The organism is Virgibacillus oceani, from assembly GCF_041521345.1.
Lineage (GTDB): Bacteria > Bacillota > Bacilli > Bacillales > Amphibacillaceae > Virgibacillus_N > Virgibacillus_N oceani_A.
The window spans coordinates 51114-77877 of record NZ_JBGOHB010000021.1 but is presented as its reverse complement, the minus strand read 5'-3'; the positions used below and the strand labels follow the sequence as shown (position 1 = coordinate 77877).

The following is a 26764-nucleotide window of genomic DNA, read 5'->3' as shown; positions in this document are numbered from 1 at the left end:
TGTCTTTATTTCATTCAAAAGGAGTGGATAAAAAATGAGAATAAAACACAGCTTCATTTTGCTTTTAATGATTGTATTGATTGCTGTTCCGGTGCCTGACTTTTCTGGAACCGCTGCTGCTGCACCAGTAGAAGACTTGGCGTCGTTTGAGCTGGAAGAAGCAACCATTGCGTCGATCCAGGAACAAATGGAAGCGGGTGACCTTACAGCAGAAGAACTCGTTGATCACTACTTGGCGCAAATTGATGCCTATGACCAGCAAGGGCCGAGCATTAATTCCATCATTACGATCAATGAAAATGCGATGGATGAGGCAATCGCCCTGGATGAAGAAAGGGACACTGACGGTCCGCGGAGCCCGCTACATGGGATTCCTATTATTGTAAAGGATAATTTTGATACGGAAGGCATGCCCACCTCAGCAGGCTGTCTTTGTTTAAGAGATTCGATAGCTGCAGATGATTCTTTCCAAGTGAAAGAATTGAAGGAAGCAGGTGCCATTATTTTAGCAAAGTCCAATTTGCATGAGTTTGCGTTTGGCATTACGACAGAGAGCTCATTGGGCGGACAAACTTTAAATCCGTATAATTTGGATCATAATCCTGGCGGTTCCAGCGGTGGAACGGCAGCGAGCGTTGCTTCCAACTTTGCTGTGGCCGGACTGGGGACGGATACAGGGGGATCTATTAGAATACCATCTGCATTTAATAGTTTAGTAGGGATCCGAACTACCATGGGGCTTGCCAGCCGGGATGGGATTATTCCTCTCGCTTTGACCCAGGATATCGGCGGTCCGATGGCGCGGACGGTGGAAGATACGGCTCTTTTATTAGATGCCACGGTAGGTTATGATCCAAACGATATCGAGACAGCAAAGAGCATCAATAATTATCCGGAAACCTATACGGCATATTTAAATGAGGATGGGTTGGAAGATGCAAAAATCGGTGTTATCAGAGAGCTTTTTCAGGGAGGAGATGCGGAGGTTAACGCCTTGGTAGATCAAGCACTCTTGGATATGGAATCAGCCGGTGCGGAAGTGATAGACGTAGAAATTGATAACCTGAGTGGAATAACTTCTTATCCAAGCTTAAGCAGCTGGGAATTTAAATTTCAGCTAAATGACTATTTGGAAGCAATGGGAGATGCCACACCATACAGCTCACTAACTGAAATCATTGAGTCGGGTGAGTACTTGGATTCTATCGAGCGGTCATTGATTCAAAGAAATGAAAGGGAAACATTGGATACGGAAGAATACAAAGACATTTTGCTTTTCCGTACGCAAGCGTCACAAAATGGTTTACTGCAAGCGATGGCAGATCATGAACTGGATGCCCTGGTATATCCGACTTCTACCAATCCAGCTGCTGAAATTGGCAGAGGACAGCGTTCGGGAAGCAACAATAGATTGAGTGCATTCAGCGGATTTCCGGCAATCACTGTGCCGGCAGGTTTTACGGCGAATGAACTTCCGGTAGGCGTTGAATTTTTATCACGGCCATTTGAAGAGACAACTTTAATTGAACTTGCCTATGCTTACGAGCAAGAGACACAGCATCGCGAACCGCCGCATTTGGTTAATAAAGATGCATTGGTTGATGCACTGGGGCAGATTGGCGAGCTGGATGAAAGGGTTTACACTAGTGGAAGCTGGCAAAACCTGCAAGAGGTTGTGAGGGAAGCAAATGAGCTGCTGGAAAATGAGGAAGCAACACAGGTGGAAGTGGACCATGCGCTGGAAAACTTGCAGCAGACACGAGATGCATTGGTGGTCATCGGCTATGATGAATTGAAAACCTTGGTGGAGCAATTCAATGAAGAAGGAGAACTTCATGAGGACACATCGCGTACGCTCATTATGCATTTATCTGCGGTGGAAGTTTTCGCAGATGAAGGACGGACTGATAAAGTCATCAGACATATGAGTAATTTGCAAAGCTTTCTTGTAGATCAGCATGATAGCGGTTTTATTTCGGAAGATGCTTTTGAAGCAGTGGGCTTTGTAATAGATCATTTAATGGAGGAATTTGGAATAGAGGAAAGCGATTTGGGAGAAGTGGCTTAGTGTCTAGCGTGAGGTACCTATAAAAATATTTAAGAACCCCATTGGCAAAATGGTATTCACAGCACCCTGCGTTCATACACGCGGGGTGCTTGTATAACATGTCTAGCTCCAGAACTATTCTTCCATATATTTCTCATTTTGGGTTTACCTTTCAAACCTTGCACATTAAAAAGATCAGCAATTAAAAAAAGACATTCCGCTAACCCGCTTGGATTCAATGTATCCCCAGTAAATGGGATTCCCTACTTTACTATTTGAGTAAAGAGATAACTCCATCCCACGTTTTTTCCCAAGTTATTTTCATGGGTCGACATTTAGGATCACGATAACCATATCAAATAACTGTTGTGTTATTCTCAATTCTTTTTCTAACAAAGGTTTGAAGTGAATAGGGAAGCATAATTGAAGTTGTCCCATCGTTTTGTTATAAAAGAAAAAGTTAAAAAAAGATTGACAAACATCTAACTGTAATTTAACATATTAATAACTTCACTGAAGAAAATAATGTGAAAATAAAGTAAAAAACATTATTTTCTAGCTATAACTTTGCTTTATTCTGCTTAATTAATAACATGATGTAAATAAGGTGAATGCAATGAAAATAAAAAACCAAGATTTTTTGAAAAAAGAAAATTTAATATTAGTGCTTAAAATGATCTCTGATTACGGGCCTATTTCCCGAGCGGAAATTTCTAAGAAAACAAAGATGAGTCCCACTTCCGCTTCACGTATTGTGGCTTTGTTGAGTGAAGAAAATTTGATTGAAGAAGTCGCAATGAATCATCAAAACGTCGGTCGAAAAGCGAATTACTTCACATTAAATAAAAATGGGATTTATTTTATTGGGGTCGAATTGGATAATCTCCATTTTAGAATAGGGCTAATGAATTTTAATGAAGAACTTATCTTTAAGAAAGAGGTAGCATTGCAAAAAACGATCCCAGATATGGTAGTTAAACAAATTGTTGATGAAGTATATGAACTCAAGAAAGAATTTGATTTAACGGATAATCAAGTCTCCGGGTTATGTGTAGGAATGCCAGGGATTATTGATCCTGAGAAAGGAAATGTTGATTTTTCCGTTCAATTGCAATGGGAAGATTACCCTTTAGCAAATATGCTTCATGATCAAATAGGAATTCCAATTAAAGTTGATAATGAACTGAAATTGAAAGCGTTGTCGGAATATAAATTTTGTGATTCTAGTGTAGAGCATTTAATCATATTGGGATTCGGCAGCGGGGTTGGATCTGCGTTAATCAGTGATGGTGAGATCAGCAGGGGGAAATCGAATTTTTCAGGTGAAATTGGGCATACGATTGTTGATCCAAATGGGGCATATTGTCCTTGTGGTAATTTTGGATGTCTCCAAACCTATGTAGCTGAACCTTTTCTTTTGAATGAAGCGTCAAAAGTTAAAAAGTTTAATAACTTAAAAGAATTAATACGTGAAGTTGAAAATGGAGAAACCTGGGCAAAGAACATTATCTCAAAAGCAATTAAATATGCTTCGATTGCCATCAATAATACAGTTTGTTCTTTTAATCCTGATCTTGTTATATTGTCAGGCTCACTGATAGAAAATCATCCTTATATTCAAGAGGAATTGCTTAAAGCGTATTCAGGTACGATATGGAATCCAGCAAGAGACTCATTTGATGTAGAAATAACGAAAACAAAGGATGAAGGTGTTATTTTGGGAGCTGCCATACATATGAAGAATCATTTTATAAAAAATATCAACTTATAGAAGGTGACACATAATGACTACAACTATTGCGGAAGAATACCGAGGAGGTAATCTGGAAAATAAACATGAAGGTGCGATGTGTATTTTGGATGAAAATGGCAAGGTCATTTATTCCAAAGGAGAGGTTGAAAATACGCCTATTTTCTATCGTTCAGCCATGAAGCCGATTCAGGCAATACCTGCATTTGACACAGATATGGAAAAAAAATATAGCCTTACTAGTGAGGAGATGGCTTTATTTAGTGCATCACAGCGTGGAGAAAGCTATCATCAGAAAAGCTTGGATTCGCTGATTCAAAAGTTAGGGTTGAAAGAGGATTCGCTCATCTGCGGGGAAAGCTATCCATTAAATGAACAGCCTAAAATTAAATATATCTGTGAAGGTAAAAAGAAACGAAAATTACTGCATAATTGTTCCGGTAAACATCTTGGATTTTTGGCTTATTCAAGAGAAATGGGTGAAAGTACAGAAGGTTACGGGGAAGTAGATCATCCACTTCAACAACGTATTAAGGAAGAAGTAGAGATATTAAGTGAGTATCCAAAAGAAAAGATGGCTGTCGGAAAAGATGGCTGCGGTGTTCCCGTATTCGGCGTACCATTGAGGAACATGGCGCTTTCTTATCTGAAGTTTGTACATCCTGATTTGGTCCCGGATGAGAACAAAAGAGGTATATTAACCCGTATTTTTAATACGATGCAGACGAACCCGGAAATCGTGGCATCCCATGATTTTATATGCACTGTATTGTTAAAAGATAAAAATATTATTGCGAAAGGGGGTGCACAAGGGGTATATTGTTTGGCATTAAAGGAAGAAAAAATAAGTATTGCATTGAAAGTATTGAGTGGAACTGAATTACTTTGGCCATTAATTGTCGCTAAAGCACTGGAAAAAATTAATTATCAAAACAAACAAACCATCAAAGACCTCTATCAGTTGAAACCTTCAAAAATACTTAGTGATGGAGGGGAAATGGTAGGGGAAACAAAAATTATTCTATAGGAGGCTGTACATAATGAAAAAATCTATATGGTTACTACTAATGCTATTGTCATTTACCTTGGTATTTGCAGCATGTAATTCAAATGATGAGAACGACGGAGCTGGAGAAAGTGCTGGAGAAAATGATGTTGAATCGACAGACGGAGAGACAGGTGATAGTATCACTGTCGCAATTGAACAAGACTTCATTTCCCTGGATCCACATGACGTAGGAGATACCGTATCCATTTTCGGTACTCGTTCCATGTATGAAGGGTTGGTGGGTTTCGATGAAAATATGGAAATACAACCAGTTCTTGCTGAAGATTATGAGGTGAACGAAGATTCTACAGAATTTACATTTACTTTACGGGAGGACGTGACGTTCCATGACGGAGAACCTTTCAATGCAGAAGCCGTAAAGGCCAACTTTGATAGAATCATTGATGAAGACATGAGAGCAAATAGAAATTTGCAAGACCTTGATAGTATTGAAGTCTTAGATGAATATGAAATTAAATTTACTTTAGCACAACCTTTTGGTGCCATGATGAATAAGTTTGCGATGATTCTGATTGCAAGTCCTGAGGCAATTAGCGGCTCTGATGATCTTGCATTAAATCCTGTTGGAACAGGTGCATTTAAATTCGAGGAATGGAATCAAGGAGACTCCATGGCGGTTAGCAAAAATGAAGATTACTGGGGAGATCTGGGCACAAATGTACAAGAAGTGACTTTCCGTCCAGTGCCAGAGAATGGATCGCGTGTAGCAATGCTACAGACGGGCGAAGCAGACTTCATTTACCCAGTTCCACATAATAATGCGGAAGAACTAGAAAATGAGGAAAATATTGTGATCGAAGAAACACCTTCTACCATTGCTAGATATGTGTCCATCAACACGCAAAAAGAACCATTTGATGATGAGAGAGTTCGACAAGCTATGAACCATGCAGTTGATCAAGAAGCATTTATTTCGGTTGTAAGAAACGGATACGGTGAACCTTTAAGTTCAACGATGTCATCTCAGACACAGCACTATGCTGAACAGGCGTTATATGAAACAAATGTTGAAAAAGCAGAGGAATTAATGGCAGAAGCTGGTTATGCAGATGGGTTCACAGCCGAAATTTGGGGCAATACTGCTTCTGAGACAAATACTGGTATGCAGTTTATCGAGCAACAATTATCCCAAATCGGTATTGACCTGGAAGTTCGATCCATGGAAGAAGCAACTTTAAATGATTCCATCTATACTCCTGAAACAGCAGAAGAAACTGACCTGCAAATGTGGTATGTAAGCTGGTCACCGTCTTCAGGAGATGCTGACGGCGCAACCCGCTCATTGTTCCATAACGAATACACGCCGCCAGAAGGTGCTAACACAGCATATTATGATAATCAGCAAGTGTCTGATTGGATTGATGAAGCAAATCAGACTGGTGATGCAGAAGAACAAGAAGAAATATATGCTGAAATTCAGGAAACAGTTTATAGCGAGGCTCCTTGGATTTTCCTAGGGTCTGATACTATACTATCAGGATATTCCTCATCGCTTGAAGGCGTATATGTTTTACCCGATGGATCTGTAAGTATTCGAGATGCGAATTTGAAATAAACATTAGTGAGGCTGGAAACAGCCTCATCCTTTTATCGCAGTGTAACTGGCTGTAAGGCTCCCACTTCAAGAATGAAGGAAACATGAAAATGCTAAGTGGGAGATCCAACAGCCAGTAACGGCCCGATTCGTTCAACTAACATTCAGTGGGGGATGATAAGAAAACCCCCACTGAATGAAGTTTCACTTTATAGGTAGGTGTTAGTCATGTTACGGTATATAATTAAACGACTACTGTCATTATTACCTTTACTATTAGTCGTTTCCTTTTTTGTTTTCATGTTTATTCATTTTATTCCTGGGGATCCAGCAAGGTTGATGGCTGGTCAGGATGCGGGTGTTGAAGAAATTGAAAATGCACGAAATGCACTAGGTTTAAATGATCCGATTCTTGTTCAATATACTACATATTTATCCTCTTTATTACAGTTGGAATTAGGTGAATCGTATCGATCCGGCATTCCGGTTATCGATTTAATATCGGATCGAATAGGACCTTCATTGCTTCTCACTTTTTTCAGTATACTATGGGCTTTAGTGATTGGAATATTGCTTGGCATTATATCTGCTGTATTCAGGGATCGTCTGCCTGATCGTCTTGGGATGCTTACTGCAGTTTCCGGAATCTCTCTGCCAAATTTCTGGTTAGGGCTCGTAGCTATTCAAATTTTCTCTGTACAGTTAGGCTGGTTGCCAACTGGTGGAATAAACGATGGGTTGAAAAGTTATATTTTGCCATCTTTTGCTTTAGGGGCAGGAATCATGGCGATGATAGCCAGATTTACTCGTTCTTCCCTTGTACATACATTGAAACAGGATTATATCAGAACAGGCAGATCAAAAGGTCTAAGTGGACAGCATATTATTTATGGTCATGCACTCAAAAATTCACTTATCCCTGTGATTACTGTAGCTGGTCTGCAGTTTGGGTTTCTCCTTGGGGGTTCAGTTGTGGTGGAAACGGTATTCAGTTTTCCAGGTCTTGGACAGTTATTAATAGATTCCATCAGCTATAGGGATTACCCCGTGGTTCAGGCTTTGATCTTATTTTTCTCCGTTCAATTTATATTGGTGAATCTGATTGTAGATATTTTATATAGCCTGTTTAATCCAAAAATTCGATATGACTAATGCAGCAAGTACATGAGGAGGTGCCATAGATGGAAAATAACAATGCTAAAATGTATCTGAATGAAGAAATTAATTCAAATAAAACGGAGAGTCGTTTTTTGGAATTCTGGAAATTATTTAGGAAGAAAAAGCCTGCCCTTTATTCCTTGTATTTTATTATTTTATTGCTTGCCCTTGTAGTGGCAGGTCAATACATCACACCATTTGACCATACGGAACCGGATTATGGCAATGTACTGAATTCTCCGTCCTGGCCATATGTATTTGGTACAGATGAATACGGAAGAGATCTGTTTTCAAGAATCATTGCCGGTACTGAAATTGCTTTGACCGTAAGTCTCACTGCGGTAACAATCGGAGCTATTGCAGGTACTATTTTGGGACTGATAAGTGGATTTTTTGGAAAGTGGATAGATAAAGCAATTATGAGGTTATGTGATATTCTGTTTGCTTTTCCGGATTTGATTTTAGCTATTGGTATTGTAGCCATTCTGGGACCTGGTCTTCAGAATGTTATTATTGCCATTGCATTCTTCAGTGTGCCTTCTTTTGCCAGGATTGTTAGAAGCTCCACACTGGAAGTAAAGGAATTGTTATTTGTCGAATCTGCCAAATCAATGGGAGCGAGCAGAAAAAGAATTGTCTTTAAACATATATTTCCTGAAACGATCCCTGTAGTCATTGTTTATTTTACAATGAATGTTGGTACGGCTATTCTCTCTGCAGCAAGCTTGAGCTTTCTAGGTTTGGGTGCGGAGTTATCTTCCCCGGATTGGGGAGCGATGCTTAGTATGGGAAGAGACTATATCGGCACTTCTTTTCATATTGTTTTCTTTCCGGGACTGATGATTTTCTTGACTGTCCTAGCCTTCAATATTCTTGGGGATGGAATGAGAGATGTATTGGATCCTAAAACAAGAGATTAGAAAGAAGGTATTTGTATGGAAGAACTATTAAAAGTTTCTAATTTACAAACAGGTTTTCAAAGTGATGGAGAGATTCATAAGGTGCTTCATGGAATCGACCTGGAAATAAATAAAGGAGAGATTGTCGGATTAGTAGGAGAATCCGGCAGTGGGAAAAGTGTTACCTCTCTATCAATCATGCAGCTCTTACATGGCACTCCAGGTAAAGTGCTCGCAGGCGAAGTAAATTATAAGGGTGTTAACCTTCTTTCCTTAAAAGAGGCAGAAATGCGGAAATATCGTGGAAAAGAATTATCGATGATATTTCAGGAGCCGATGACTTCACTCAATCCATTAGTCAAGATTGAAAAACAAATGACTGAAATCATTATGCTTCATATGAAATATTCTAAGAAAAAAGCGCAAGCGCATGCTCTTTCCATGCTGGAATCTGTTGGAATACCACGTGCTAAGGATATTATGAATGGCTACCCTCATGAGCTATCAGGGGGAATGCTTCAAAGAGTCATGATTGCTATGCAGATCTCCTGTCATCCTTCTTTATTGATTGCCGATGAACCAACAACGGCATTGGATGTTACGATCCAAAAGCAGATACTGAATCTATTAAAGGAAATTCAGGAGACATCAGACATGGGGGTACTGTTCATTACACATGATCTTGGCGTAGTGTCTGAAATATGTGATCGAGTGATTGTTATGTATGCCGGAAGGGTTGTGGAAGAGCTTTCAGTAGAAAGGCTATTTGAAGGAGCTTCTCATCCATATACAAAAGGATTAATTAAATCGATTCCAATTATCGGAAGAAACGAGAAGAAACTATATTCTATTCAGGGCACTGTTCCGAGTCCTCAGAATATGCCTAAAGGATGTACATTTGCGCCAAGATGTGACTTTGCTATGGATATATGCTGGCAGAAAGAGCCGGATCTTTTTAATTCCACCCATGGAAAATCAAGGTGTTGGCTGGAAGTCGAAGATAAGGAGGAAGGACATGACTCAAAGTACGCTTATAGAAGTTAAAGGGTTAGCAAAAAAATTTCCATTAGGGAAAAAGTGGTTTAAGCCTAATGGATATGTACACGCAGTGGATGGTCTGGACTTCTCTATCAAAAAAGGAGAAACTTTTGGTCTTGTTGGTGAATCAGGATGTGGGAAGTCTACTACTGGAAGATTAATCAATGGGTTAATTCAAGCAAATAAAGGTGAAATCATTTTTAATGGGCAAAATTTAGTTGGATTGTCTGAGTCTCAATGGAAAAACTATCGTAAACGAATGCAGATGATTTTTCAGGACCCATTTGCCTCATTGAGTCCCAGAATGAAAATTAAAGATATTGTGATGGAGCCATTAAGCGTACATTATCCAAAGATGGGCAAGCGTGAGAAACTGGAAAAGGCAACGAAGCTCCTGGAGATATGTGGAATAAACAAGTATCACTTGAATAAGTTCCCGCATGAATTCAGTGGAGGACAGCGTCAACGTATCAGTATTGCACGTTCGCTTATACTGAATCCGGAACTTATCATCGCCGATGAAGCAGTATCGGCACTGGATGTTTCCATTCAAGCGCAAGTTCTTAATCTGCTTGTTGACTTGCAGGAAGAATTTGACTTGACCTACTTATTTATTTCGCATGATTTAAGTGTTGTAGAACATATAAGTGACCGAATTGGTGTCATGTATCTAGGTGATCTGGTGGAAGTAGCTAGTAAGGAAAAATTGTTTGAAGATCCTAAACATCCATATACACAATCCCTTCTTTCTTCCATTCCGCAGCCGGGTAAACAAGAGAAAGAAAGAATTATATTGACTGGTGAAATACCAAGTGCATCAAATCCGCCATCCGGATGTAAATTTCATACACGATGTCCATTTGCCATGGATATATGCAGGAAAGAAACCCCGGAAAATATCCATATGGATGATGATCAAGTTGTTGCCTGTCATCTATATAGCTAACAAGTCAATAGGAGGATTCAATGAAAGCAAAAATAATATTTTATAAGGATGAAAATGATCTGCCAAATAAACTTCAGAAGAGATGTACGTTGAAGTTTGGTGAGATGTTTCATTGCTATGATGAATTGCTGGACGAAGTATATATTTATAATGCACAAACTCAGTATCCCGATAATCAGGATTGGGTAAAGCTCGGAGAAGAATGTTGTAAGTTCATTCAAAAAAAAGGTATAACTGATATCGAATTAGATGAGAAGGACTGTAAACAAATAAATCTATCGGGTTTTCTGGAAGGTCTCTATAAATCCGATTACAGTTTTGACCGCTATCATTCCAATAAAAACAAAGAATCTATCTCTGTAAAAATTCCCAAGGACTTCATGGATATTTCTGCTACGGCCAGAACAATCGCAGAAGCTGTTCATGTAACTCGTGATATCTGTAACGAACCGGCTAATGTGTTATATCCACGTACTTATGCGGATTATTTAAGGAATTTATTTGAAGGAACAAATGTGGAGGTCAAAATTATAGACCATGATGATTTGGAAGAAGAAGGATTCTACGGGGTTCAAACAGTAGGAAGTGGCAGTAAATATGAACCGTGTGTTGCTGTGCTCACGTTGAAAACGAATGATGAGGACCCGCTAGCACTTATTGGTAAAGGAGTTACTTTTGATACTGGCGGGGTAAATGTGAAAACGGGTTCTGCCATTGCAGAAATGAAAATGGATCTCGGTGGAGCAGCAGCCGTAACTGGAGCTATGAAATTACTGGCAGACATGGATGCAGCATGTCATGTTATCGCAATTCTGCCACTCGTAGAAAATGCTGCGGGGACGAATGCCTATCTTCCATCTGACGTTATTCGATATAGAAATGATATAACGGTAGAGGTTGGTAATACGGATGCAGAAGGAAGATTGATCATCGCGGATGCGATCCTTTATGCCCAGCTTATTGGTGTCAATAGAATTATAGATATTGCTACGTTGACTGGAAATGTGGGGCAGGCATTAGGACTAAAGATGGCAGCTGTATTCAGTAATCATAAGTATATATCGGATAAAGTATATGAGTACGGGCAAAAAAGTGGGGATGAAGTTTGGCCTATGCCATTGGAAAAAGATTATAAAAGCTATATGAAGAGCCATGTAGCAGATATATCCAATATGAGCAGCTCCAGTTTTGCTGGGGCAATTACGGCTGCTTTATTTATTGAGCACTTTGTGGAAGAGCAAACAAAATGGATTCACATAGATATGGCTAATACCTCCCGATTTTTCCCTGATGCAGATGAAGGAGCATCCGGATTTGGTACAAAGATCCTGTATGAACTGGTAACGGCAAGAGAGGAGCTTTGGAATGATGGAATGGATCGTAGAAAATGAAAAAGATGCAATAGCAGCTGAAAAACTAGGAGCATCGAGACTTGAGCTGGTGTCAGCAATACAACTGGGCGGCTTAACGCCATCTTATGGAATAATAAAAAGAGTGTTGGAAGCTGTACAGATCCCTGTTCAAATCATGATCAGACCACATGGCAAGAATTTTATTTATGACAAATACGATAAGGAAGCGATGAAAGAAGATATTGCCATGCTATACGACATAGGACATTATCGAATCGTGATAGGAGCCCTTGATCAACATGAAAAAATAGATACTGGTTTTCTTGATGATCTATTCGAGGAATTTCCCAATCTAGATGTCACCTTTCATCGTGCGTTTGATGAAGTGGAAGATCAAATGGAGGCATATCGAACCTTAGTTTCTTATCATAGCAATATTAAGAGAGTATTGACTTCCGGTGGCGCAAATAGCTGTGCAGAAGGAGCCGATTCTCTTCGTAAACTTGTTCAATTACAGCATGAATTAACTGGACCGGGCATCTTGCCGGGAAGCGGTATCAATCTTGAAATTATAAAAGGTTTACATGGGGCGGTACAAGCTGATGAATACCACTTTGGAAGTGGTGTCAGAAAACATCAATCATATGAAGAGGACTTCGATAAAGAGGTTATTAGGAAAATGAAGCATGTGCTATCCGATTGATAATTATGTCGAGGTGAAAAAAGTGAAGGTATTGGGAGTTGACCTGGGTGGTACAAAAATTAAGATTGGTATTTTAGACGAAAAAGGAAGTATAAAAAATATATACGGATATCCGACTGTGGAACCAATCTATGAGAAACTTGAAGAGGCAATTGATGAAGTTGTGACTTCACATTCGGATATTGAAGCAATAGGCATAGGTACACCTGGGTTTGTCGATAGAAAAGAAGGAAAAGTGATTTTTTCCAGTGAAAATCTTCCAGGCTGGAGTGGCACAGAAGTAAAGAAAAAGCTAGAACAAAAATTTCGTATCCCAGTAAAAGTGGAAAACGATGCAAATGTGGCTGCTTTGGCAGAAGTTAAACATGGAGCGGCTAAAGGTCATGGTAATGCTTTGATGTTAACCCTTGGGACTGGTGTTGGAGGAGGAGTAGTAGTAGATGGAAAGATATTATATGGCCCGAATGGTGCAGTCGGTGAATTTGGGCATATGATATTATATCCGGAAGGGCGTCATTGTAATTGTGGAAGAAGAGGCTGCCAGGAACAATATGTTTCTGGTCATTCATTGCAAAGAAGGATACGTGAAGCAAATTTGGACATGACCCCTTCAGAACTAATGCAGGCTATGGAGCATAACCAAACTGCGAGAGCGATTGTGGATGATTATACATATGATTTGGCTTTGAGCATAAGCTCCTTACAAGCAGCTTTTGATATGGAAATTCTTATTCTTGGTGGAGGTGTCTCTCACTCAGCAGAATATTGGTTAAAAGACCTAAACAAGCACTTAAAAAATTTGCTGTTCCATCCATTAAAAGTCGAAGTGGCCAAATTAAAAAATGATGCTGGCGTGATTGGTGCAGCAGAATTAATGTTTATGGAAGATTGATAATTTGGTTGTCGTTGGATAAGGAATAGTAGGTAAGGTTCAAAAAGGCCACCTTTATCGGGTGGTCATATTTTTGGTTTTATAAATTGAGTTAATTACATTATTACTTATTCCAAGTAATAATCGATCGTTCATAATAAGACACGCTTATGATTCATTTTTTGTTTGAATATTGTCATTTTCACTTTCTTTTATTTTTGCCTATATCTTAAGAGTTGATGAGCGTATAAATTTAAACGTGACTAATTGACAAGGTTTATAAAGGAGAATATCAATGAGAATAATTAAAGTAAAAGATTATGATGAAATGAGCGCAGAAGCTTGTTCTTTCTTAGTTGAACGAATAAATTCCCTTGGAAATCCAGTGTCAGGATTAGCTACTAGTTCCACTCCTGAAGGGCTTTACAACCGTCTTATTGAAAAATATAAACAAGGTGATGTTCGTTTGAAAATGTGAACTCACTTAATTTGGATGAGTACGTTGGCTTAGAAAAAAATATCCAATTCATTAATGAACTCGATACCTATGCTGAAATGAAAGGGCTGGATGGTAAACACATGATGGAAGGAATAAGACTCGATCAAAGAATAGGCAATCCTCATCCTTCAGGCTTGAGCACTGTCACTTCCCGTATTTTATCGAACGGGAAAGCTGCTGCTGTTCGTCAGATGCATAAAAACTTCATAAGGTGCGCAACGCAGACGGATATAGAGGAACAGTTTACTGTTCCTCTTAATTTTGTACAGGAAATTTTCAAGCAAGTGTTGGAATAATTAAATTTCACTCACATATATATAAAACGAAATCATTACGGTTTACAAATCGTAATGATTACGATATATTGTTTTTGTACAACAAATTTAAGAGGAGATGAAAGAATGAAGTTTTTTCAGCGCATGTTTATTCTATTATTATTGAGTGTCTTGGTTGCAGGCTGTTCAGCGGCGGAAGAATCCAGTGGCAATGAAAATGCAGAGCTAACAATTTATACATCCGTTTATCCTATTCAGTATGCAGCAGAACAAATCGCAGGGGATACCGCCATTGTAAAGACCGTTTTCCCTCCTGGTGCAGATGCTCATACATATGAACCAGCTTCCAGAGATGTCATTGAGATAGCGGAGAGTGATGCTTTTATTTATATGGGAGGCAATATGGAAGCTTTTTCAGGATCAATTGCAGATACATTAGAATCAAGTGATGTTCAATTAATCGAATTGGGACAATATCAGGAACTTTTTGCCGGTGGCAGTCATAACACAAAGAATGGTGATTCGAAAAGTGATGGAGAAAGTGTGGTAATAGAAGGTGTATCGGATCATTATCATACTGGCGATTCTATTAATCTGACTGCAAAGGTAACGGAGGACATCGATTTCGATCATTTTCACTGGTTTACTTTGGATCCGGATGAAGAAGAATGGACAGTAATGGATGGAATGACTTCTGATCAGTTTGAAAGTGAAGCGGAAATCAACGGCCAGCAAATAAAGGCTGTACTTTATGGAGAAGACCATGAAGTGGCTGCAGCGTCCGAACCAGTAACCGTCGAAATTGATGACCATCACGGAGATGGAGATCATGAACATGAAGACGGTCACGATCATGGAGATGCAGATCATGACCATGAAGGCGGTCACGATCACGGAGATGCAGATCATCAACATGAAGACGGTCACGATCACGGAGATACAGATCATGACCATGAAGGCGGTCACGATCACGAGGATGCTGACCATGAACATGAAAATGGTCACGATCACGGAGATGGAGATCATGACCATGAAGACGGTCACGATCACGGAGATACAGATCATGACCATGAAGGCGGTCACGATCACGAGGATGCTGACCATGAACATGAAAATGGTCACGATCACGGAGATGGAGATCATGACCATGAAGGCGGTCACGATCACGGGGATGCAGATCATGAAGTTGAGCATCATCATGCCGATGATGGCGAAGAAAGGGCACATGATTTACATGTGGAGATAGATGGCTTGTTTGAACATTACCATACGGGTGATTCTATTAAACTAACAGCAAAGTTAGACGCAGCGGCAGATTATGACCATTTGCATTGGTTTATTTTAAATCCCGAAGAAGAAGAGTGGGAGATTGTTGAAGGAGAAACTTCTGCTGCGTTTGAAGGTAAAGCAGAAATAGATGGCCAGCAGATAAAGGCTGTTTTTTATGGGGAGGAACATGAAATTGTTACAGAATCTGCCCCGGTCACCATCGTCATTGATGATCATGAAGGAGACCAAAATCCGCATATTTGGATAGACCCATTGCGTATGGTTCAGGCAGCAGAAATTATTCGAGATGACCTTGTAAAAATGAACCCTGCTGAAGAAGAATTATACAATGAAAACTTTGAAGTATTAAAAAAAGAGTTAATCAAACTGGATGAAGCGTATAGTGAGCTGCTATCGCAAAAAGAAAATAAATCAATTATTGTTTCCCATGCAGCTTTTGGATTCTGGGAGGAACGTTATGACATCAATCAGATCGCCATACAGGGACTATCCTCCACTGATGAGCCTTCACAGAAGCAGCTTACTGACATAATTAATCAATCTGAAGAACATGAACTGGATTATGTTCTATTTGAACAAAACAGTTCTAATAGATTGTCAGAAGTAATACAAAATGAAATAGGGGCCGATGCTTTAATACTTCATAATCTGGAAGTATTAACAGAAGAAGATATTGAAGAAGGGAAAGATTATATTTCCTTGATGGAGCATAACTTGGAAGTACTTGATGAAGCAACAAAATAATAAAATGGGGTTTTTGCTCCATTTTTAGCAATCGAGATATAAATAGTTAATGAATAATAGAAAACCAATGCACCTTGTCCCGCGGGTATAAAAGACACCTTATATCCACGGGAAGCTCATTCTTATCAAAATGATTAAAACAGAATGGGGGAAAAATTCTGAAGCAGCCGGTGCGGAATATTCGCATGCCGGCTTCTGTGGCGGAGCGGTCGTCATGATCCTGCTTACTTGGAGGGAAGGGAGGTATCTCCAAGAAATCAGTTCTCTACCGTAGAGCAGAAAAGAATAACAGTGTTAGTAACGTCGGTAATCACCATTCTAAAACGCTTTCGGTATAATATGACAAAAGCCGGGCAGTGACAGGCATCCCTTAATTAAACGTGATGAGCCAGGTTAATCATTCTCTTGTTTAATGGCGAGGTAGATCCTTTTTATTGTTTCCATATGCAGTGCTTCGTGGTAAAAGGTAAATAGCAAACTTTCACCGATTGTGTAAAAGGATCATCCTTCAGAGAGTTCGGCCAGCGTCGGTGTGGGGAACTGCCAATTTACCGGTTTGGTGTCAGGTGAAAAAAGCAATTTGTACAATTTTGGAAAACCCATTTCCTCCCCCAGAAGCTTAAAGATCACTCGGTCCTGTATAAATGCAATATGGCCAAAATTCTAACGTATATTATTGCGGTAATCTGATGGGATCTTATCCGCTGTTTTTTTCGGCATTTCATCAATTGTCTTGATCGTATGATCAGGAATCGTATCCATATACCTAAAAACCATTTTTTCCAAGAAACTCCTCCTCTACCTTTATTTCTTCCACTATACTAGTTTACTGGATGTATGTCATAGCAACTGGTTGCCCGTTACTTCCCGAATTTGTCGAATCAGTGAAATAACATTTGATTTTTAATAAAAAAGCTGCTAGTTCTTTTTGGCTAAGTCTTCGGTAATTCATTTTATTGTATTTGTTTAAAGATGAGTCGAAATGCATGGTGTATGAATAAGTATTGCAAGCAAAATAGGGTAATAGACCTTGTCCTGGTTCTGTTTGACCTCTATCTATTAAAGTGCAGACACTCGTCTACCGTTCTTTTAGACTATGTACTTTCTTGTTATAGAAATGTTATTTTAGTAGTAATTATCTAAAATATCTAAACTAAATCTATTAGTTTAGAAAGTGACTGTCACTCTCTTCATCCGACATAATTTAAGCTTTTTCGGGAAGGGCAGGGATCACCACATGCGCAGTCCAAGGCAAACCTTAGGAGGTATGGAGGAGCTATGAAAAGTTTATTTAAAGGTTGGTTAGCAATTTTATTGGTTTTTACGTTAGTATTTCCTGTTTCTCTGACTTTGACAGAAAATAACACAATAGCGGCTAGTGAAGTAACGGAACTGGAAGTAAGCAGAGACACATTTTCACTGACAGAAATACGAACAGTGGAGGTTCAGGCTGACTTTGGGGAAGAGATTGACCTGGATGATTTGGAATTTGAGTTTGGTGGAAAGAGCCTTTCTGAATGGCAAAAATGGAGTGGCGGAACCGACTATGATGGGGAACCATTTATTAATGTCATTGAAGGGCCTTCACTTGTTGATGGTACAACAGAGGTGACGGCTACCATAGAGTTTGGCTTGCCCTATGATAGAACAAATCTATCAAATCGCACCATTCGCACGCAGTACCAGCAGTTCATAGGCAATTATGAATTGGCTGTCATCAACCCGGAAAATGGGGAAACGGCTGCAACTGATGTCAAACTGAATGTCTATGACGAATTTTTATTTTACGATGAAATAAAGCCGGCCATAGATGAAGTATTTGCAGAGGCAGATGAAGAAAATGACCGCTATCTTGAATATCAAAATCTCGGTCAGTCAGCTGAAGGGCGCGATCTCCATTTTGTGATCCTCGCAAGGGATGAAGATGCAGTTGACACGTATTTAGACGAAACACTGCCTCAAGCGCTGGAAGATCCTGAGCGTTTAATAGAAGAAATAGAAAACGACACGATGGGTGATTATCAAATCCCGGTCTGGTTTAACAATATTCACCCTGATGAAGTGGAAGGTGTAGATGCGCAAGTTGAATTGTTCAAGAAGTTTGCGCTGGAGGATGAGATCACATTTGATATCGTGGAAGAGGATGAAGAAAGAACCGAAGCGCTGGATATGGATGAGGTACTGGATGATGTGATTTTCTTATACATGTTTACGAGCAATCCGGATGGAAGAGCCGCAAATACACGGGCAAACGCACTTGGATTTGATTTGAATCGGGACAATCATTATCAGACACAAGTGGAAACGCAGCAGGTGAATCAGGTCATTGCCGACTGGACCCCGCTCTCGTTCATTGATTTACATGGCTATGTAAACGGATTTTTGATCGAGCCAACAACGCCTCCGCATAATCCGAATTATGAATATGATCTGCTTTATGACAATATGATTGATCAGGCACATGCGATGGGACAAGCTGGTGTTGGAAACTCGGATTTGGATTCTTATTTTATTCCGGCACTGGATTGGGCAGATGGCTGGGATGACATGACTCCAGCCTATACGGCCACATTTGCCATGCTGCATGGATCGATGGGCCATACCGTGGAAGTGCCGACGTTAAGCCAGGATAGTCTCCATGCAGCGGTTGGAACGGGACTTGGTTCTACTTACTATGTCGTAGAAAACAAAGATGAATTATATAAAGATCAGCTTGAAATTTTTCAACGCGGCGTGGATGGGGAAGATAACCGTGCAGTGGATGAATATTTTGTCAATGCTGAAGGAGAATCCATTGGACGGCAACGAGGAGATAATGAAAATTTCTTCCCGGACTACTATGTGATTCCGACCGACGAAGCGAATCAAAAAAATAATCTGCAGGCACATAAGATGGTGGATTATTTGCTCCGGAACGGTGTGAAGGTGGAGCAGACAACAAGTGAAACGCAGGTGAATGACACCATGTACCCTGAAGAAACTTTTGTCGTCCCGATGAATCAAGCAAAGCGCGGGCTGGCAAATGCCATGCTTTATGAAGGGGAAAATGCATCCGACTGGAACGCTATGTATGACCCGATCGTGGTGAATTTTCCGGCGCTGCGCGGTTTTGATATAGAAGAAATCCGTGAGCCAGGTGCGTTTGAAAATACTGCTGAAATTGAGAGCGTTACGCTGCCAACAGGTGAAGTGGCTGGTGATGCTGCAAAACAAGTGTTGAAAAATACGAACAATGATACGGTCAAACTAGTAAATAAGCTTTTGCAAAATGGGATATTAGTAGAAAGAGCGATCGAAACAACTGATAGCATAAATAAAGGAGACTTTATTGTCAGTACGGATGCCCTGCAGCAATATGTAAGTGGCTATTATTTTGATGCAGTGCCTTTAGATACATCGAGCCAGTTGCAAACAGAGCTGGTGAGGCAGCCAAAGGTTGCTGTAAGCGGCTCAGCTCAACTAGCATTTTCATTAAGAGATCTCGGCTTTGACTTGGTCGATCAGGCTGATGCTGACGTGATTATAAGCGATTCCAGAAACTTTGATCTGGACAGCCTGTCCGGAAAGTCATATGTAGGTATTGGATCTAGCGCACTTAGTGGCGTACAAAATAGCGGAGCACTCCCAGGATTTAGTTTTGACAGCACAAGAAATGGTCATGAAGGACTTGTTAAAGCAAACGTCACTGATCATATGCTGACTTCCGGTTACCAGGAGGAGGAGCTTTTGTATACCACCTCGGGAGCATGGATTACTTCTGTTCCTGAAGATGCAGAAGTATTGGCATTCTTCAGTGGTGAGGATGACTTCTATGTTGCCGGCTGGTGGCCTGGTAATGAGGGAGCACAAGGTCAAACAATTGCCTTTACGCAGGAACTGGAAGACACTGACGTTACGCTTTTTGCGAATGACCTTGCTTTTAGGGCTCATACGGAATACAGCTACCGCCTATTGGCCAATAGCATCTTTTCTTCTGCGTCAGAGGACGTGGCAGGTAGTGTAGAAGATATGATGGCACTTGTGGAGAGTTATGAAGAATCAGGAGAATTTGCAGACGATGAAACTGTCCGTGCCTTAAGTATTCATTTGGTTGCAGTGAATGCATATGAAGAACAGGAATTGTATGAAAAAGTAGTAAGGCACTTAGAGAGCTTTAAACTTTTGCTGGAACATCAGAAAGAACAAAACCTGATTTCCGATAGGGCTTATGATGTGTTGACATATAGTGCTGAACAGCTGGTTGCACAGCGACAGTAAAATTTTAGCAATAAAAAAGCACCCCTGTGAGACATGGTCACAGGGGTGTTTGTTCTCCGCTAACACTTTCTGGTTATTATTAAATTATGTCAAACGGGTAAACTTCCATCCCGTCCCGCTTTCCTGATAGAACAAGAATTTTTGGTTGTCGGTGGGTATTTGTAAGATTCTGAAGTCTCACACCCTGAAGCATTTAAATGATGTTAAACATGTTTTCATCGTCACATCCTTTTTAAAGGAAGCATTTCGCCATAATAATATCAAAAATTCAGAACAAAAACTAGATTGATTGACATGTCATATCGTGTCGTATAAGATAAATAACTACATCTTAGCGTGGGGAATCAGCAATCCACTGTGTCTATCTATATTGACGTACTGAAAATAGGAATAAACCAGTTATGTATTTTAATAGTTTTTCAGTTTCAGGAGGAGAAATACATGCCTTTTCGTGAAAAAGTGAAAGAAAATATTAAAAACCGTCAAGATGAATATATAGCACTTTTAAAGAAAATTGTACGGCAGCCAAGTACTACAGGCAATGAATTGGAAGCACAAACGATCGTCGCAGAGAGATTAAAATCAAAAGGTTTAGAGGTTGATGTCTGGACGCCTGATTATAATGAGTTGATTAAAAGTAATTTTTTCAAATTTTTGTCGAATAACTATAATAGATCCCGTCCCCGCTGATTCAATTTGCGGGGGCGGTTTTTATTGATTGAGTTTTGTATGGGTCAGTACCTAACTATCCTTTTTGGCAGGTATACGATTATTAGGGATTACTGCTAATTTGGCTGATAGAAACTTGTTTATAGTGAGAACCGGCGGAGCAATGTGTTCTACATATTGTACTCCTTTCCTTACTTTCTCCTTTTGCAAAAGTATGTACTGTTTTGTATAATAATAACATTAAAAACAAAACAGTATTTTCAATTCTCCCTTTTAGAAAATCTAGATAATTTCCATCACATAAAAGTTATAACTATCATCTTCTATGCATATATAAAGAAAAATATACTAAAAATTATTAAAGTTAAAATGCAAAAGGAAACTTAAGATCACTCATTTACAAAAGCACCTTGATTTAATATGCATTCCCAATTTATAAGGCAGTTTGATTGCGAGGTAGTGCCCATATGACAAATGCAAATATAGGAATACTTATGTTAGATACACAGATTCATAGACCGGTGGGAGATATTGGTAATAAGGACACATTTTCCTTTCCAGTTGTTTATAAAATAGTAAAAAATGCAAGTATTGCAAGGGTGGTAAAAGCTGGGGATGCGAATTTAATTGAACCATTTGTGCAAGCGGCAAAAGAACTTCAAGAAGAAGGGATTCATGCCATTACAACGAGCTGCGGATTTCTCGCTTTATATCAAAAGGAAATCCAGCAGCAGTTAGCAGTTCCTTTCTTTTCATCCAGCTTATTGCAAATCCCGTTAGCAAGTATTGCTGCAGGCGGGCCAGTCGGTATCATTACCGCTTCAAAATCTCATTTAACAGCAGCTCACCTAAAAGGAGTGGATGCGCTAGACTATCAGACTATCATTCAGGGCATGGATGAAATGCCGGCATTTTACGGGGCTATTATTAAAGAAGAAATTGATGTAAATGAAAAAGATATGGCAGAAGAAATGAAACAGGTGACTGCGGAATTGATTGCAACTCATCCGGCATTGAAAGCAATTATTTTGGAATGTACCAATTTGCCTCCATACAAACACGCATTAAGAGAAGTGACAGACTTGCCAATCTTTGATATTACGACACTGGTGAATTATATACATCTAACTATCTAATCGACATGTCCTGTTTAAGGTAAGTCTAAAAAACAAGGGGGATCCGCGATGCTGGATATCATTATTCCGCTGTTATTATTATTTATCATTGCGCTTGTAAAACAAATACCGAAGATCGGCGGAAATATCAAGGTAGCGCTGCTTGTTGCTGCTGTTTCTTCGGCGATTATTTCCGGGCTTGGTCCGGGTGAAACTTTACTGGCATTTATCGATGGCATTGATCGCTTATCCTGGGTAATCATGCTGTCTATCTTTGGTGCCTTGTATGCGGAGTCGCAAGTAAAGCTTGGAGCGATAGATACAACGATAAACAGTCTCCGTTCTATATTTGGGAATTCGCCAAAAGGATTAATTGCAGCCATATTTATTACCTTGATTATTGCAGGATCTCTTTTGGGGGATGCGATTGCAGCTGCGACGGTTATCGGATTTTTGGTTATTAACGCGTTGCATGAGTTAAAATTAAAGCCGGAACAAATTGGTATGATCATTTTAGTTGGCGCATCGATAGGATCTATCATGCCACCGATTACGCAAGGCGTCTTTCTTTCCGCTTCTTTAGTTGGGGTTGATCCAACGCCGGCGATTAATATGGCCTTTGTAACGGTGGGAATTGCCGGGATAATCGCCATTTTGGAATCTTTCCGGTTTGTACGCGGAAAGAAGATGCCGGAACATTTAAGGACAACAAAGTCGATTTTTCAAATTTTAAAAGAAAGCTGGTCTACACTCATTCCACTTGCGGTACTGGCTGCCATTGTGATTGCAAATACACTCTTTGAATATAATATTTTCGCGGAGTGGGGTTTCTTTTCGGCTATTTTAGATCCTTTAATGGAAATCCCCATCTTGCAAGGCATCACTTTCCAGGTGGTAAGTGCGATAATCATTGCCATTATTGTCAGCTTCTTCTTTCCGGTGGTCAGAAATCAAGCAAAGGGAGTTTTTAAAGGCGGTTTGTCAAAAGTGAATCAAACGGTGCAAATTCAGCTTTGTGCCGGCGTGATGGTTGGGGTTTTTTACGCATCCGGCCTCATTGATAAGGTTGCTATGATGACAGAAGGCTTGGCTGCTTCCATGATAAAAGCTGGCGGTGCTTTATCCATCATTGTTGTCGGGATGCTGACAGGCTCCCAAACAACTGCCCAAACGGTTAACGTTACTTTTCTCGGACCGATGCTGGAAAACTTGGATGTCGATCCGAATTTAATCACACTCGGTGCAGCTCATATTGCTGCAGCCGGTCAAAATATGCCACCGGTTGGATTAACTGCGTTTGTAGTGTGCGGATTAATCGGCGGGATTTTAAGCAAAAAAGTGGATCCGCTCAAAGTGATGATGCTTGCTCTGCCCAACTCTCTGTACTTTTTAGCGATTGGTTTAATTGCATGGTTTATTTAAATTCAGCTTGGTGTGTGAATGAAATGTATGCAGTTTTTTAAAAAGTGATGATTCTGATAAACTAATTGTAAGTTAAAAATTGAATACTAAGGAATATGAATATATTGATTTAGAAAAGACGAGGAGGCCATCAGTGAGCTATGAGGTAATTGTTGTAGGCGGCGGTCTTATTGGAACATCTGCGGCCTATTATCTGGCAAAGTCAGGGGCGCGAGTAAAGCTGATTGAGGCAAAAGACATTGCGTCAGGAACATCAGGAGCTTGTGACCGTGCCATTATGCTCCAATCGAAAAAGCCTGGCCCTACGTTGGATCTTGCCATTAAGAGTGCTGCAATGTATCGCGACCTTGATGAGGAGCTGGAAACTAATCTTGAATACAGGCAAAGCGGCGGAATGATTATCATTGAAACCGAGGAAGAAATGGAAGCGATGGAGGCCATGGTGGAACGCCAGCAGCAAGCAGGCGTAGGTGTTAAGCTGATTTCCGGTGAGGAAGCCAGAGAACGTCAGCCTGGATTATCCAAAAATGTCATCGGTTCCACCTGGTGGGAAAATGATGCAGAGGTGAACCCATTAAAGGTCTCTTTTGCTTATGCGAATGCAGCTCGAAAACGCGGCGCAGAGATAAAACTATCTGCCCCTGTAACTAGTCTTATTACAGAGAGTAACCGTGTTACAGGGGTAGATATCGAAGGGGAAAAGTTATATGCTGACGCAGTTGTCGTGGCGGCAGGTGTATGGACCCCGATGTTGTTTAAACCATTAGGGGTAGAGGTGCCTATCATCCCACGGCAAGGGCAGATCCTCGTTTCTGAAAGAATGAAGCCGTTTCTGCATGCTGGCATCCTTAGCGCTTCTTATATAGCGAACAAATTAAGAAGCGAACATGACCCTGGAATGGCTGATCCCTTTGGCGTAGGCTTAGCGATTGGACAAACCCATAGTGGCTCGCTGCTAATCGGGGGATCACGCCAATTTGCCGGATATAATAACACAGAAATAAATCCTGAGATTACCAGAAAAATAGGAGAAGCTGCCGTTCGTGCTTTTCCGCCATTGGAACACGTACGGATTATCAGAACATTTTCCGGGCTTCGTCCCTATACACCGGATGGCATGCCTGTTTTAGGTCCGATTGATGGCTTGGAAGGCATATATATTGCAGCCGGACATGAAGGGGATGGGGTAGCGCTTTCTCCTATTTCGGGAAAAATTATGGCACAGATCGTATGCGATGAAAAGCCGGAAATGGATATCAGTGCATTTTCCATCAGTCGTTTTTAGCCGCGTATTATGGTATTGAAGGAGTGATACATATTGGCAAATACATACAGGCTGGGGCATTCGGAAGCAAAACAAAAAACCATTGAATTTTATTTTAATCATAAAAAATTAACCGGCTATGAAGGGGAACCTATCGCGGCTTCCTTGCTTGCCAATGGGATCAGAACAATACGTACGTGTGAAATAACAGGAGAAAACCGGGGGATATTATGCGGCATTGGTCATTGCTACGAATGTCGTGCTGAAGTGAACGGGGTTCCCAACGTTCGTACTTGTTTGACACCAAACAGCCAAGGAATAGAAGTATTTTCAGGCAGCGCTTCTGTGCATGAAGGAGAAATGGAAGATGAAAGTTGATGTGGCGATTATCGGAGCAGGCCCCGCTGGGTTAACCGCTGCCATAGAAATCATGCAGAACGGTTTATCGGTAGCTGTGATAGATGAATATTACCGGCCGGGCGGGAGATTACTGGGACAGCATTATGAAGATCCCAATGCCCCGCCTGATGAAAGGGTCTGGAACGGAAAGAAAGTGGCAGAACAATTGGCAGAAAAAGCGCGTGCACTCGGGGTTCAAATTTTTACCGGGGTGACCGCATGGTCTGTCAGTAGGAAATGGGAAATAGCTATAACCGGTGCAGAAGTAAATACAGTTTCCGCCAGCGCATTATTATTAGCGACAGGTTCGATAGAAAAAGCGTTGCCGATTCCCGGCTGGACGTTGCCAGGTGCGATAAGTATAGGAGCTGCCCAAACATTTACGAATTTACATCATATTGCTGTGGGGAAGCGGGTGATGATAGCAGGAGTCGACCCGCTTTCTCTATCTGTCATGATCGAGATGAAAAATGCTGGCATCGATGTAGCTGGCATGGCCTTACCGTCATTTACCCCTGCTTTGGGTTACCGTCATTCTCCGGCAGATACAACATTACTGCTAACTGATGTTGCCGGGCTGGCACCGAATGCATTTGTGCGCAGGTTTGGCAAATTTGCATTGGCACGATTTCCCCGATTAATCGCTCGCACATTGCGGTTCAACTTTCTAAAGGTGAACGGGGTACCTATTCACTTGCGCAAGTCCGTGGTGAAGATTGAAGGAGAAGGGCAAGTTGAAGCAGTTTTGCTACAATCTGTGACTGTAGATGGGGAACCGGTAGGGGATGTGGAGCGGGTTGAGGTAGATACAGTATGTTTATCGGCTGGTTTATACCCACTCGTTGATCTTGCACAGACAACAGGCTGCCGGCTTGTTGACATTCCTGAATTGGGAGGGACTGTCCCATTGCATGGCGAGGATATGTCCACACAGGTAGATGGGTTATTTGTAGCAGGGAATATAACCGGAATCGAAGGAGCAAAGGTCGCGATGGCCCAGGGGAAGCTTTCAGCCATATCCATCCTGGAATCACTTGGGACATCAGGTTCGATGACTGTGGATAAAGCGATGAAAAAAGTGGAAGAAGCACGAAAAATAGCTCCACTGCGCTTTTTGCCTGAAATTGATGCGGGCAGAGAAAAAATGAATACAATTTGGGAGAAAGAAGGCATAAGATGAAGGACATGATAATCTGCAGGTGTGAAGGTATTCGTCTTTCAGATATTTTAGAAGCGATAGATGAAGGTGCCAGCAGTATTCCCGGAATAAAAAAAAGAGTCCGGGTTGGAATGGGATTTTGCCAGGGAAGGGTTTGCCAGCCAATCGTCCGCGACATGCTGGAATCAAGACTTGGCAAAGATACAAAGCCCGTGCTCCAGCGTGCACAAACCCCAGTCAGACCAGTTCTATTAAAAGATATGATAAAAAAATAGCTGAGGGGGTCTACCACTGTCACTCCGAA

The 26764-nt window shown here is 40.7% G+C and carries 23 protein-coding genes; 22 read left to right on the top strand and 1 reads right to left on the bottom strand.

All coding sequences use genetic code 11. The features are described from left to right. Window positions 1-34: 34 nt before the first annotated feature. The 14 genes from ACDX78_RS15370 to ACDX78_RS15305 all read left to right on the top strand — a co-directional run bounded on the left by ACDX78_RS15370 (window position 35) and on the right by ACDX78_RS15305 (window position 16175). Window positions 35-2068, top strand: coding sequence for an amidase (locus tag ACDX78_RS15370; protein WP_486029039.1), 2034 nt, complete (start codon window positions 35-37; stop codon window positions 2066-2068). Between the two features lie 595 nt (window positions 2069-2663). Next, on the top strand, window positions 2664-3818 hold the full coding sequence (locus tag ACDX78_RS15365) for an ROK family transcriptional regulator (protein ID WP_486029038.1): 1155 nt from the start codon (window positions 2664-2666) through the stop codon (window positions 3816-3818). A gap of 13 nt (window positions 3819-3831) precedes the next feature. Then, window positions 3832-4824, top strand: a complete 993-nt coding sequence (locus ACDX78_RS15360) for an asparaginase (protein ID WP_486029037.1) — start codon at window positions 3832-3834, stop codon at window positions 4822-4824. Window positions 4825-4837: 13 nt separating this feature from the next. Further along, entirely contained in the window at window positions 4838-6421 is a 1584-nt protein-coding gene (locus ACDX78_RS15355; RefSeq protein ID WP_486029036.1) for a glutathione ABC transporter substrate-binding protein, read from the top strand. Between the two features lie 207 nt (window positions 6422-6628). Then, window positions 6629-7552, top strand: coding sequence for an ABC transporter permease (locus ACDX78_RS15350; protein ID WP_486029035.1), 924 nt, complete (start codon window positions 6629-6631; stop codon window positions 7550-7552). A 50-nt stretch (window positions 7553-7602) separates the two neighbouring features. Then, window positions 7603-8478: an ABC transporter permease gene (locus tag ACDX78_RS15345; RefSeq protein ID WP_486029048.1), complete on the top strand. Its 876-nt coding sequence runs from the start codon at window positions 7603-7605 to the stop codon at window positions 8476-8478. 15 nt (window positions 8479-8493) lie between these two features. Continuing rightward, entirely contained in the window at window positions 8494-9501 is a 1008-nt protein-coding gene (locus ACDX78_RS15340; RefSeq protein ID WP_486029034.1) for an ABC transporter ATP-binding protein, read from the top strand. Beyond that, entirely contained in the window at window positions 9473-10441 is a 969-nt protein-coding gene (locus ACDX78_RS15335) for an ABC transporter ATP-binding protein (RefSeq protein ID WP_486029033.1), read from the top strand. Before ACDX78_RS15340 ends, ACDX78_RS15335 begins: the two co-directional genes overlap by 29 nt. A gap of 20 nt (window positions 10442-10461) precedes the next feature. Beyond that, the gene (locus ACDX78_RS15330) at window positions 10462-11832 is read left to right on the top strand and encodes a M17 family metallopeptidase (protein ID WP_486029032.1); all 1371 of its coding nucleotides are present in this window, start codon (window positions 10462-10464) and stop codon (window positions 11830-11832) included. Continuing rightward, window positions 11807-12496: a copper homeostasis protein CutC gene (locus ACDX78_RS15325; protein WP_486029031.1), complete on the top strand. Its 690-nt coding sequence runs from the start codon at window positions 11807-11809 to the stop codon at window positions 12494-12496. The genes ACDX78_RS15330 and ACDX78_RS15325 overlap by 26 nt, the downstream gene beginning before the upstream one ends. After that, window positions 12480-13388: an ROK family protein gene (locus ACDX78_RS15320; RefSeq protein WP_486029030.1), complete on the top strand. Its 909-nt coding sequence runs from the start codon at window positions 12480-12482 to the stop codon at window positions 13386-13388. The genes ACDX78_RS15325 and ACDX78_RS15320 overlap by 17 nt, the downstream gene beginning before the upstream one ends. A 274-nt stretch (window positions 13389-13662) precedes the next feature. Further along, window positions 13663-13845, top strand: coding sequence for a 6-phosphogluconolactonase (locus tag ACDX78_RS15315; protein ID WP_486029029.1), 183 nt, complete (start codon window positions 13663-13665; stop codon window positions 13843-13845). 11 nt (window positions 13846-13856) lie between these two features. Next, entirely contained in the window at window positions 13857-14162 is a 306-nt protein-coding gene (locus tag ACDX78_RS15310) for a hypothetical protein (protein ID WP_486029028.1), read from the top strand. Window positions 14163-14267: 105 nt separating this feature from the next. Beyond that, window positions 14268-16175, top strand: a complete 1908-nt coding sequence (locus tag ACDX78_RS15305; RefSeq protein ID WP_486029027.1) for a metal ABC transporter solute-binding protein, Zn/Mn family — start codon at window positions 14268-14270, stop codon at window positions 16173-16175. A 663-nt stretch (window positions 16176-16838) separates the two neighbouring features. On the opposite strand, the gene ACDX78_RS15300 is transcribed toward ACDX78_RS15305, so the two are convergent. Beyond that, entirely contained in the window at window positions 16839-16961 is a 123-nt protein-coding gene (locus tag ACDX78_RS15300) for a hypothetical protein (protein ID WP_486029026.1), read from the bottom strand. Between the two features lie 492 nt (window positions 16962-17453). Between ACDX78_RS15300 and ACDX78_RS15295 the strand changes: the two genes are divergently transcribed. The 8 genes from ACDX78_RS15295 (at window position 17454) to ACDX78_RS15260 (ending at window position 26735) form a co-directional block, all read left to right on the top strand. Further along, window positions 17454-20432 carry a M14 family metallopeptidase gene (locus ACDX78_RS15295; RefSeq protein WP_486029025.1) on the top strand — a complete coding sequence of 993 codons (2979 nt, stop codon included), beginning with the start codon at window positions 17454-17456 and terminating at the stop codon, window positions 20430-20432. Window positions 20433-20873: 441 nt separating this feature from the next. Continuing rightward, window positions 20874-21122: a hypothetical protein gene (locus ACDX78_RS15290; RefSeq protein WP_486029024.1), complete on the top strand. Its 249-nt coding sequence runs from the start codon at window positions 20874-20876 to the stop codon at window positions 21120-21122. 446 nt (window positions 21123-21568) lie between these two features. Then, complete coding sequence (locus ACDX78_RS15285; RefSeq protein ID WP_486029023.1) at window positions 21569-22237, top strand: aspartate/glutamate racemase family protein; 669 nt, start codon at window positions 21569-21571, stop codon at window positions 22235-22237. 48 nt (window positions 22238-22285) lie between these two features. Continuing rightward, the gene (locus ACDX78_RS15280) at window positions 22286-23638 is read left to right on the top strand and encodes a TRAP transporter large permease subunit (protein WP_486029022.1); all 1353 of its coding nucleotides are present in this window, start codon (window positions 22286-22288) and stop codon (window positions 23636-23638) included. 133 nt (window positions 23639-23771) lie between these two features. Next, on the top strand, window positions 23772-24923 hold the full coding sequence (locus tag ACDX78_RS15275; protein WP_486029021.1) for an NAD(P)/FAD-dependent oxidoreductase: 1152 nt from the start codon (window positions 23772-23774) through the stop codon (window positions 24921-24923). Between the two features lie 33 nt (window positions 24924-24956). Further along, on the top strand, window positions 24957-25280 hold the full coding sequence (locus tag ACDX78_RS15270) for a (2Fe-2S)-binding protein (RefSeq protein ID WP_486029020.1): 324 nt from the start codon (window positions 24957-24959) through the stop codon (window positions 25278-25280). Continuing rightward, window positions 25270-26481, top strand: a complete 1212-nt coding sequence (locus tag ACDX78_RS15265) for an NAD(P)/FAD-dependent oxidoreductase (protein WP_486029019.1) — start codon at window positions 25270-25272, stop codon at window positions 26479-26481. The genes ACDX78_RS15270 and ACDX78_RS15265 overlap by 11 nt, the downstream gene beginning before the upstream one ends. Beyond that, window positions 26478-26735 (top strand): (2Fe-2S)-binding protein, encoded by a 258-nt coding sequence (locus ACDX78_RS15260; protein WP_486029018.1) that lies wholly within the window; start codon window positions 26478-26480, stop codon window positions 26733-26735. Before ACDX78_RS15265 ends, ACDX78_RS15260 begins: the two co-directional genes overlap by 4 nt. Window positions 26736-26764 lie beyond the last annotated feature (29 nt).

Coding starts and splice junctions, on each gene's coding strand:
- ACDX78_RS15370 (WP_486029039.1), top strand. CDS start 35: ATGAGAATAAAACACAGCTTCATTTTGCTTTTAATGATTGTATTGATT.
- ACDX78_RS15365 (WP_486029038.1), top strand. CDS start 2,664: ATGAAAATAAAAAACCAAGATTTTTTGAAAAAAGAAAATTTAATATTA.
- ACDX78_RS15360 (WP_486029037.1), top strand. CDS start 3,832: ATGACTACAACTATTGCGGAAGAATACCGAGGAGGTAATCTGGAAAAT.
- ACDX78_RS15355 (WP_486029036.1), top strand. CDS start 4,838: ATGAAAAAATCTATATGGTTACTACTAATGCTATTGTCATTTACCTTG.
- ACDX78_RS15350 (WP_486029035.1), top strand. CDS start 6,629: ATGTTACGGTATATAATTAAACGACTACTGTCATTATTACCTTTACTA.
- ACDX78_RS15345 (WP_486029048.1), top strand. CDS start 7,603: ATGTATCTGAATGAAGAAATTAATTCAAATAAAACGGAGAGTCGTTTT.
- ACDX78_RS15340 (WP_486029034.1), top strand. CDS start 8,494: ATGGAAGAACTATTAAAAGTTTCTAATTTACAAACAGGTTTTCAAAGT.
- ACDX78_RS15335 (WP_486029033.1), top strand. CDS start 9,473: ATGACTCAAAGTACGCTTATAGAAGTTAAAGGGTTAGCAAAAAAATTT.
- ACDX78_RS15330 (WP_486029032.1), top strand. CDS start 10,462: ATGAAAGCAAAAATAATATTTTATAAGGATGAAAATGATCTGCCAAAT.
- ACDX78_RS15325 (WP_486029031.1), top strand. CDS start 11,807: ATGATGGAATGGATCGTAGAAAATGAAAAAGATGCAATAGCAGCTGAA.
- ACDX78_RS15320 (WP_486029030.1), top strand. CDS start 12,480: ATGTGCTATCCGATTGATAATTATGTCGAGGTGAAAAAAGTGAAGGTA.
- ACDX78_RS15315 (WP_486029029.1), top strand. CDS start 13,663: ATGAGAATAATTAAAGTAAAAGATTATGATGAAATGAGCGCAGAAGCT.
- ACDX78_RS15305 (WP_486029027.1), top strand. CDS start 14,268: ATGAAGTTTTTTCAGCGCATGTTTATTCTATTATTATTGAGTGTCTTG.
- ACDX78_RS15295 (WP_486029025.1), top strand. CDS start 17,454: ATGAAAAGTTTATTTAAAGGTTGGTTAGCAATTTTATTGGTTTTTACG.
- ACDX78_RS15290 (WP_486029024.1), top strand. CDS start 20,874: ATGCCTTTTCGTGAAAAAGTGAAAGAAAATATTAAAAACCGTCAAGAT.
- ACDX78_RS15285 (WP_486029023.1), top strand. CDS start 21,569: ATGACAAATGCAAATATAGGAATACTTATGTTAGATACACAGATTCAT.
- ACDX78_RS15280 (WP_486029022.1), top strand. CDS start 22,286: ATGCTGGATATCATTATTCCGCTGTTATTATTATTTATCATTGCGCTT.
- ACDX78_RS15265 (WP_486029019.1), top strand. CDS start 25,270: ATGAAAGTTGATGTGGCGATTATCGGAGCAGGCCCCGCTGGGTTAACC.
- ACDX78_RS15260 (WP_486029018.1), top strand. CDS start 26,478: ATGAAGGACATGATAATCTGCAGGTGTGAAGGTATTCGTCTTTCAGAT.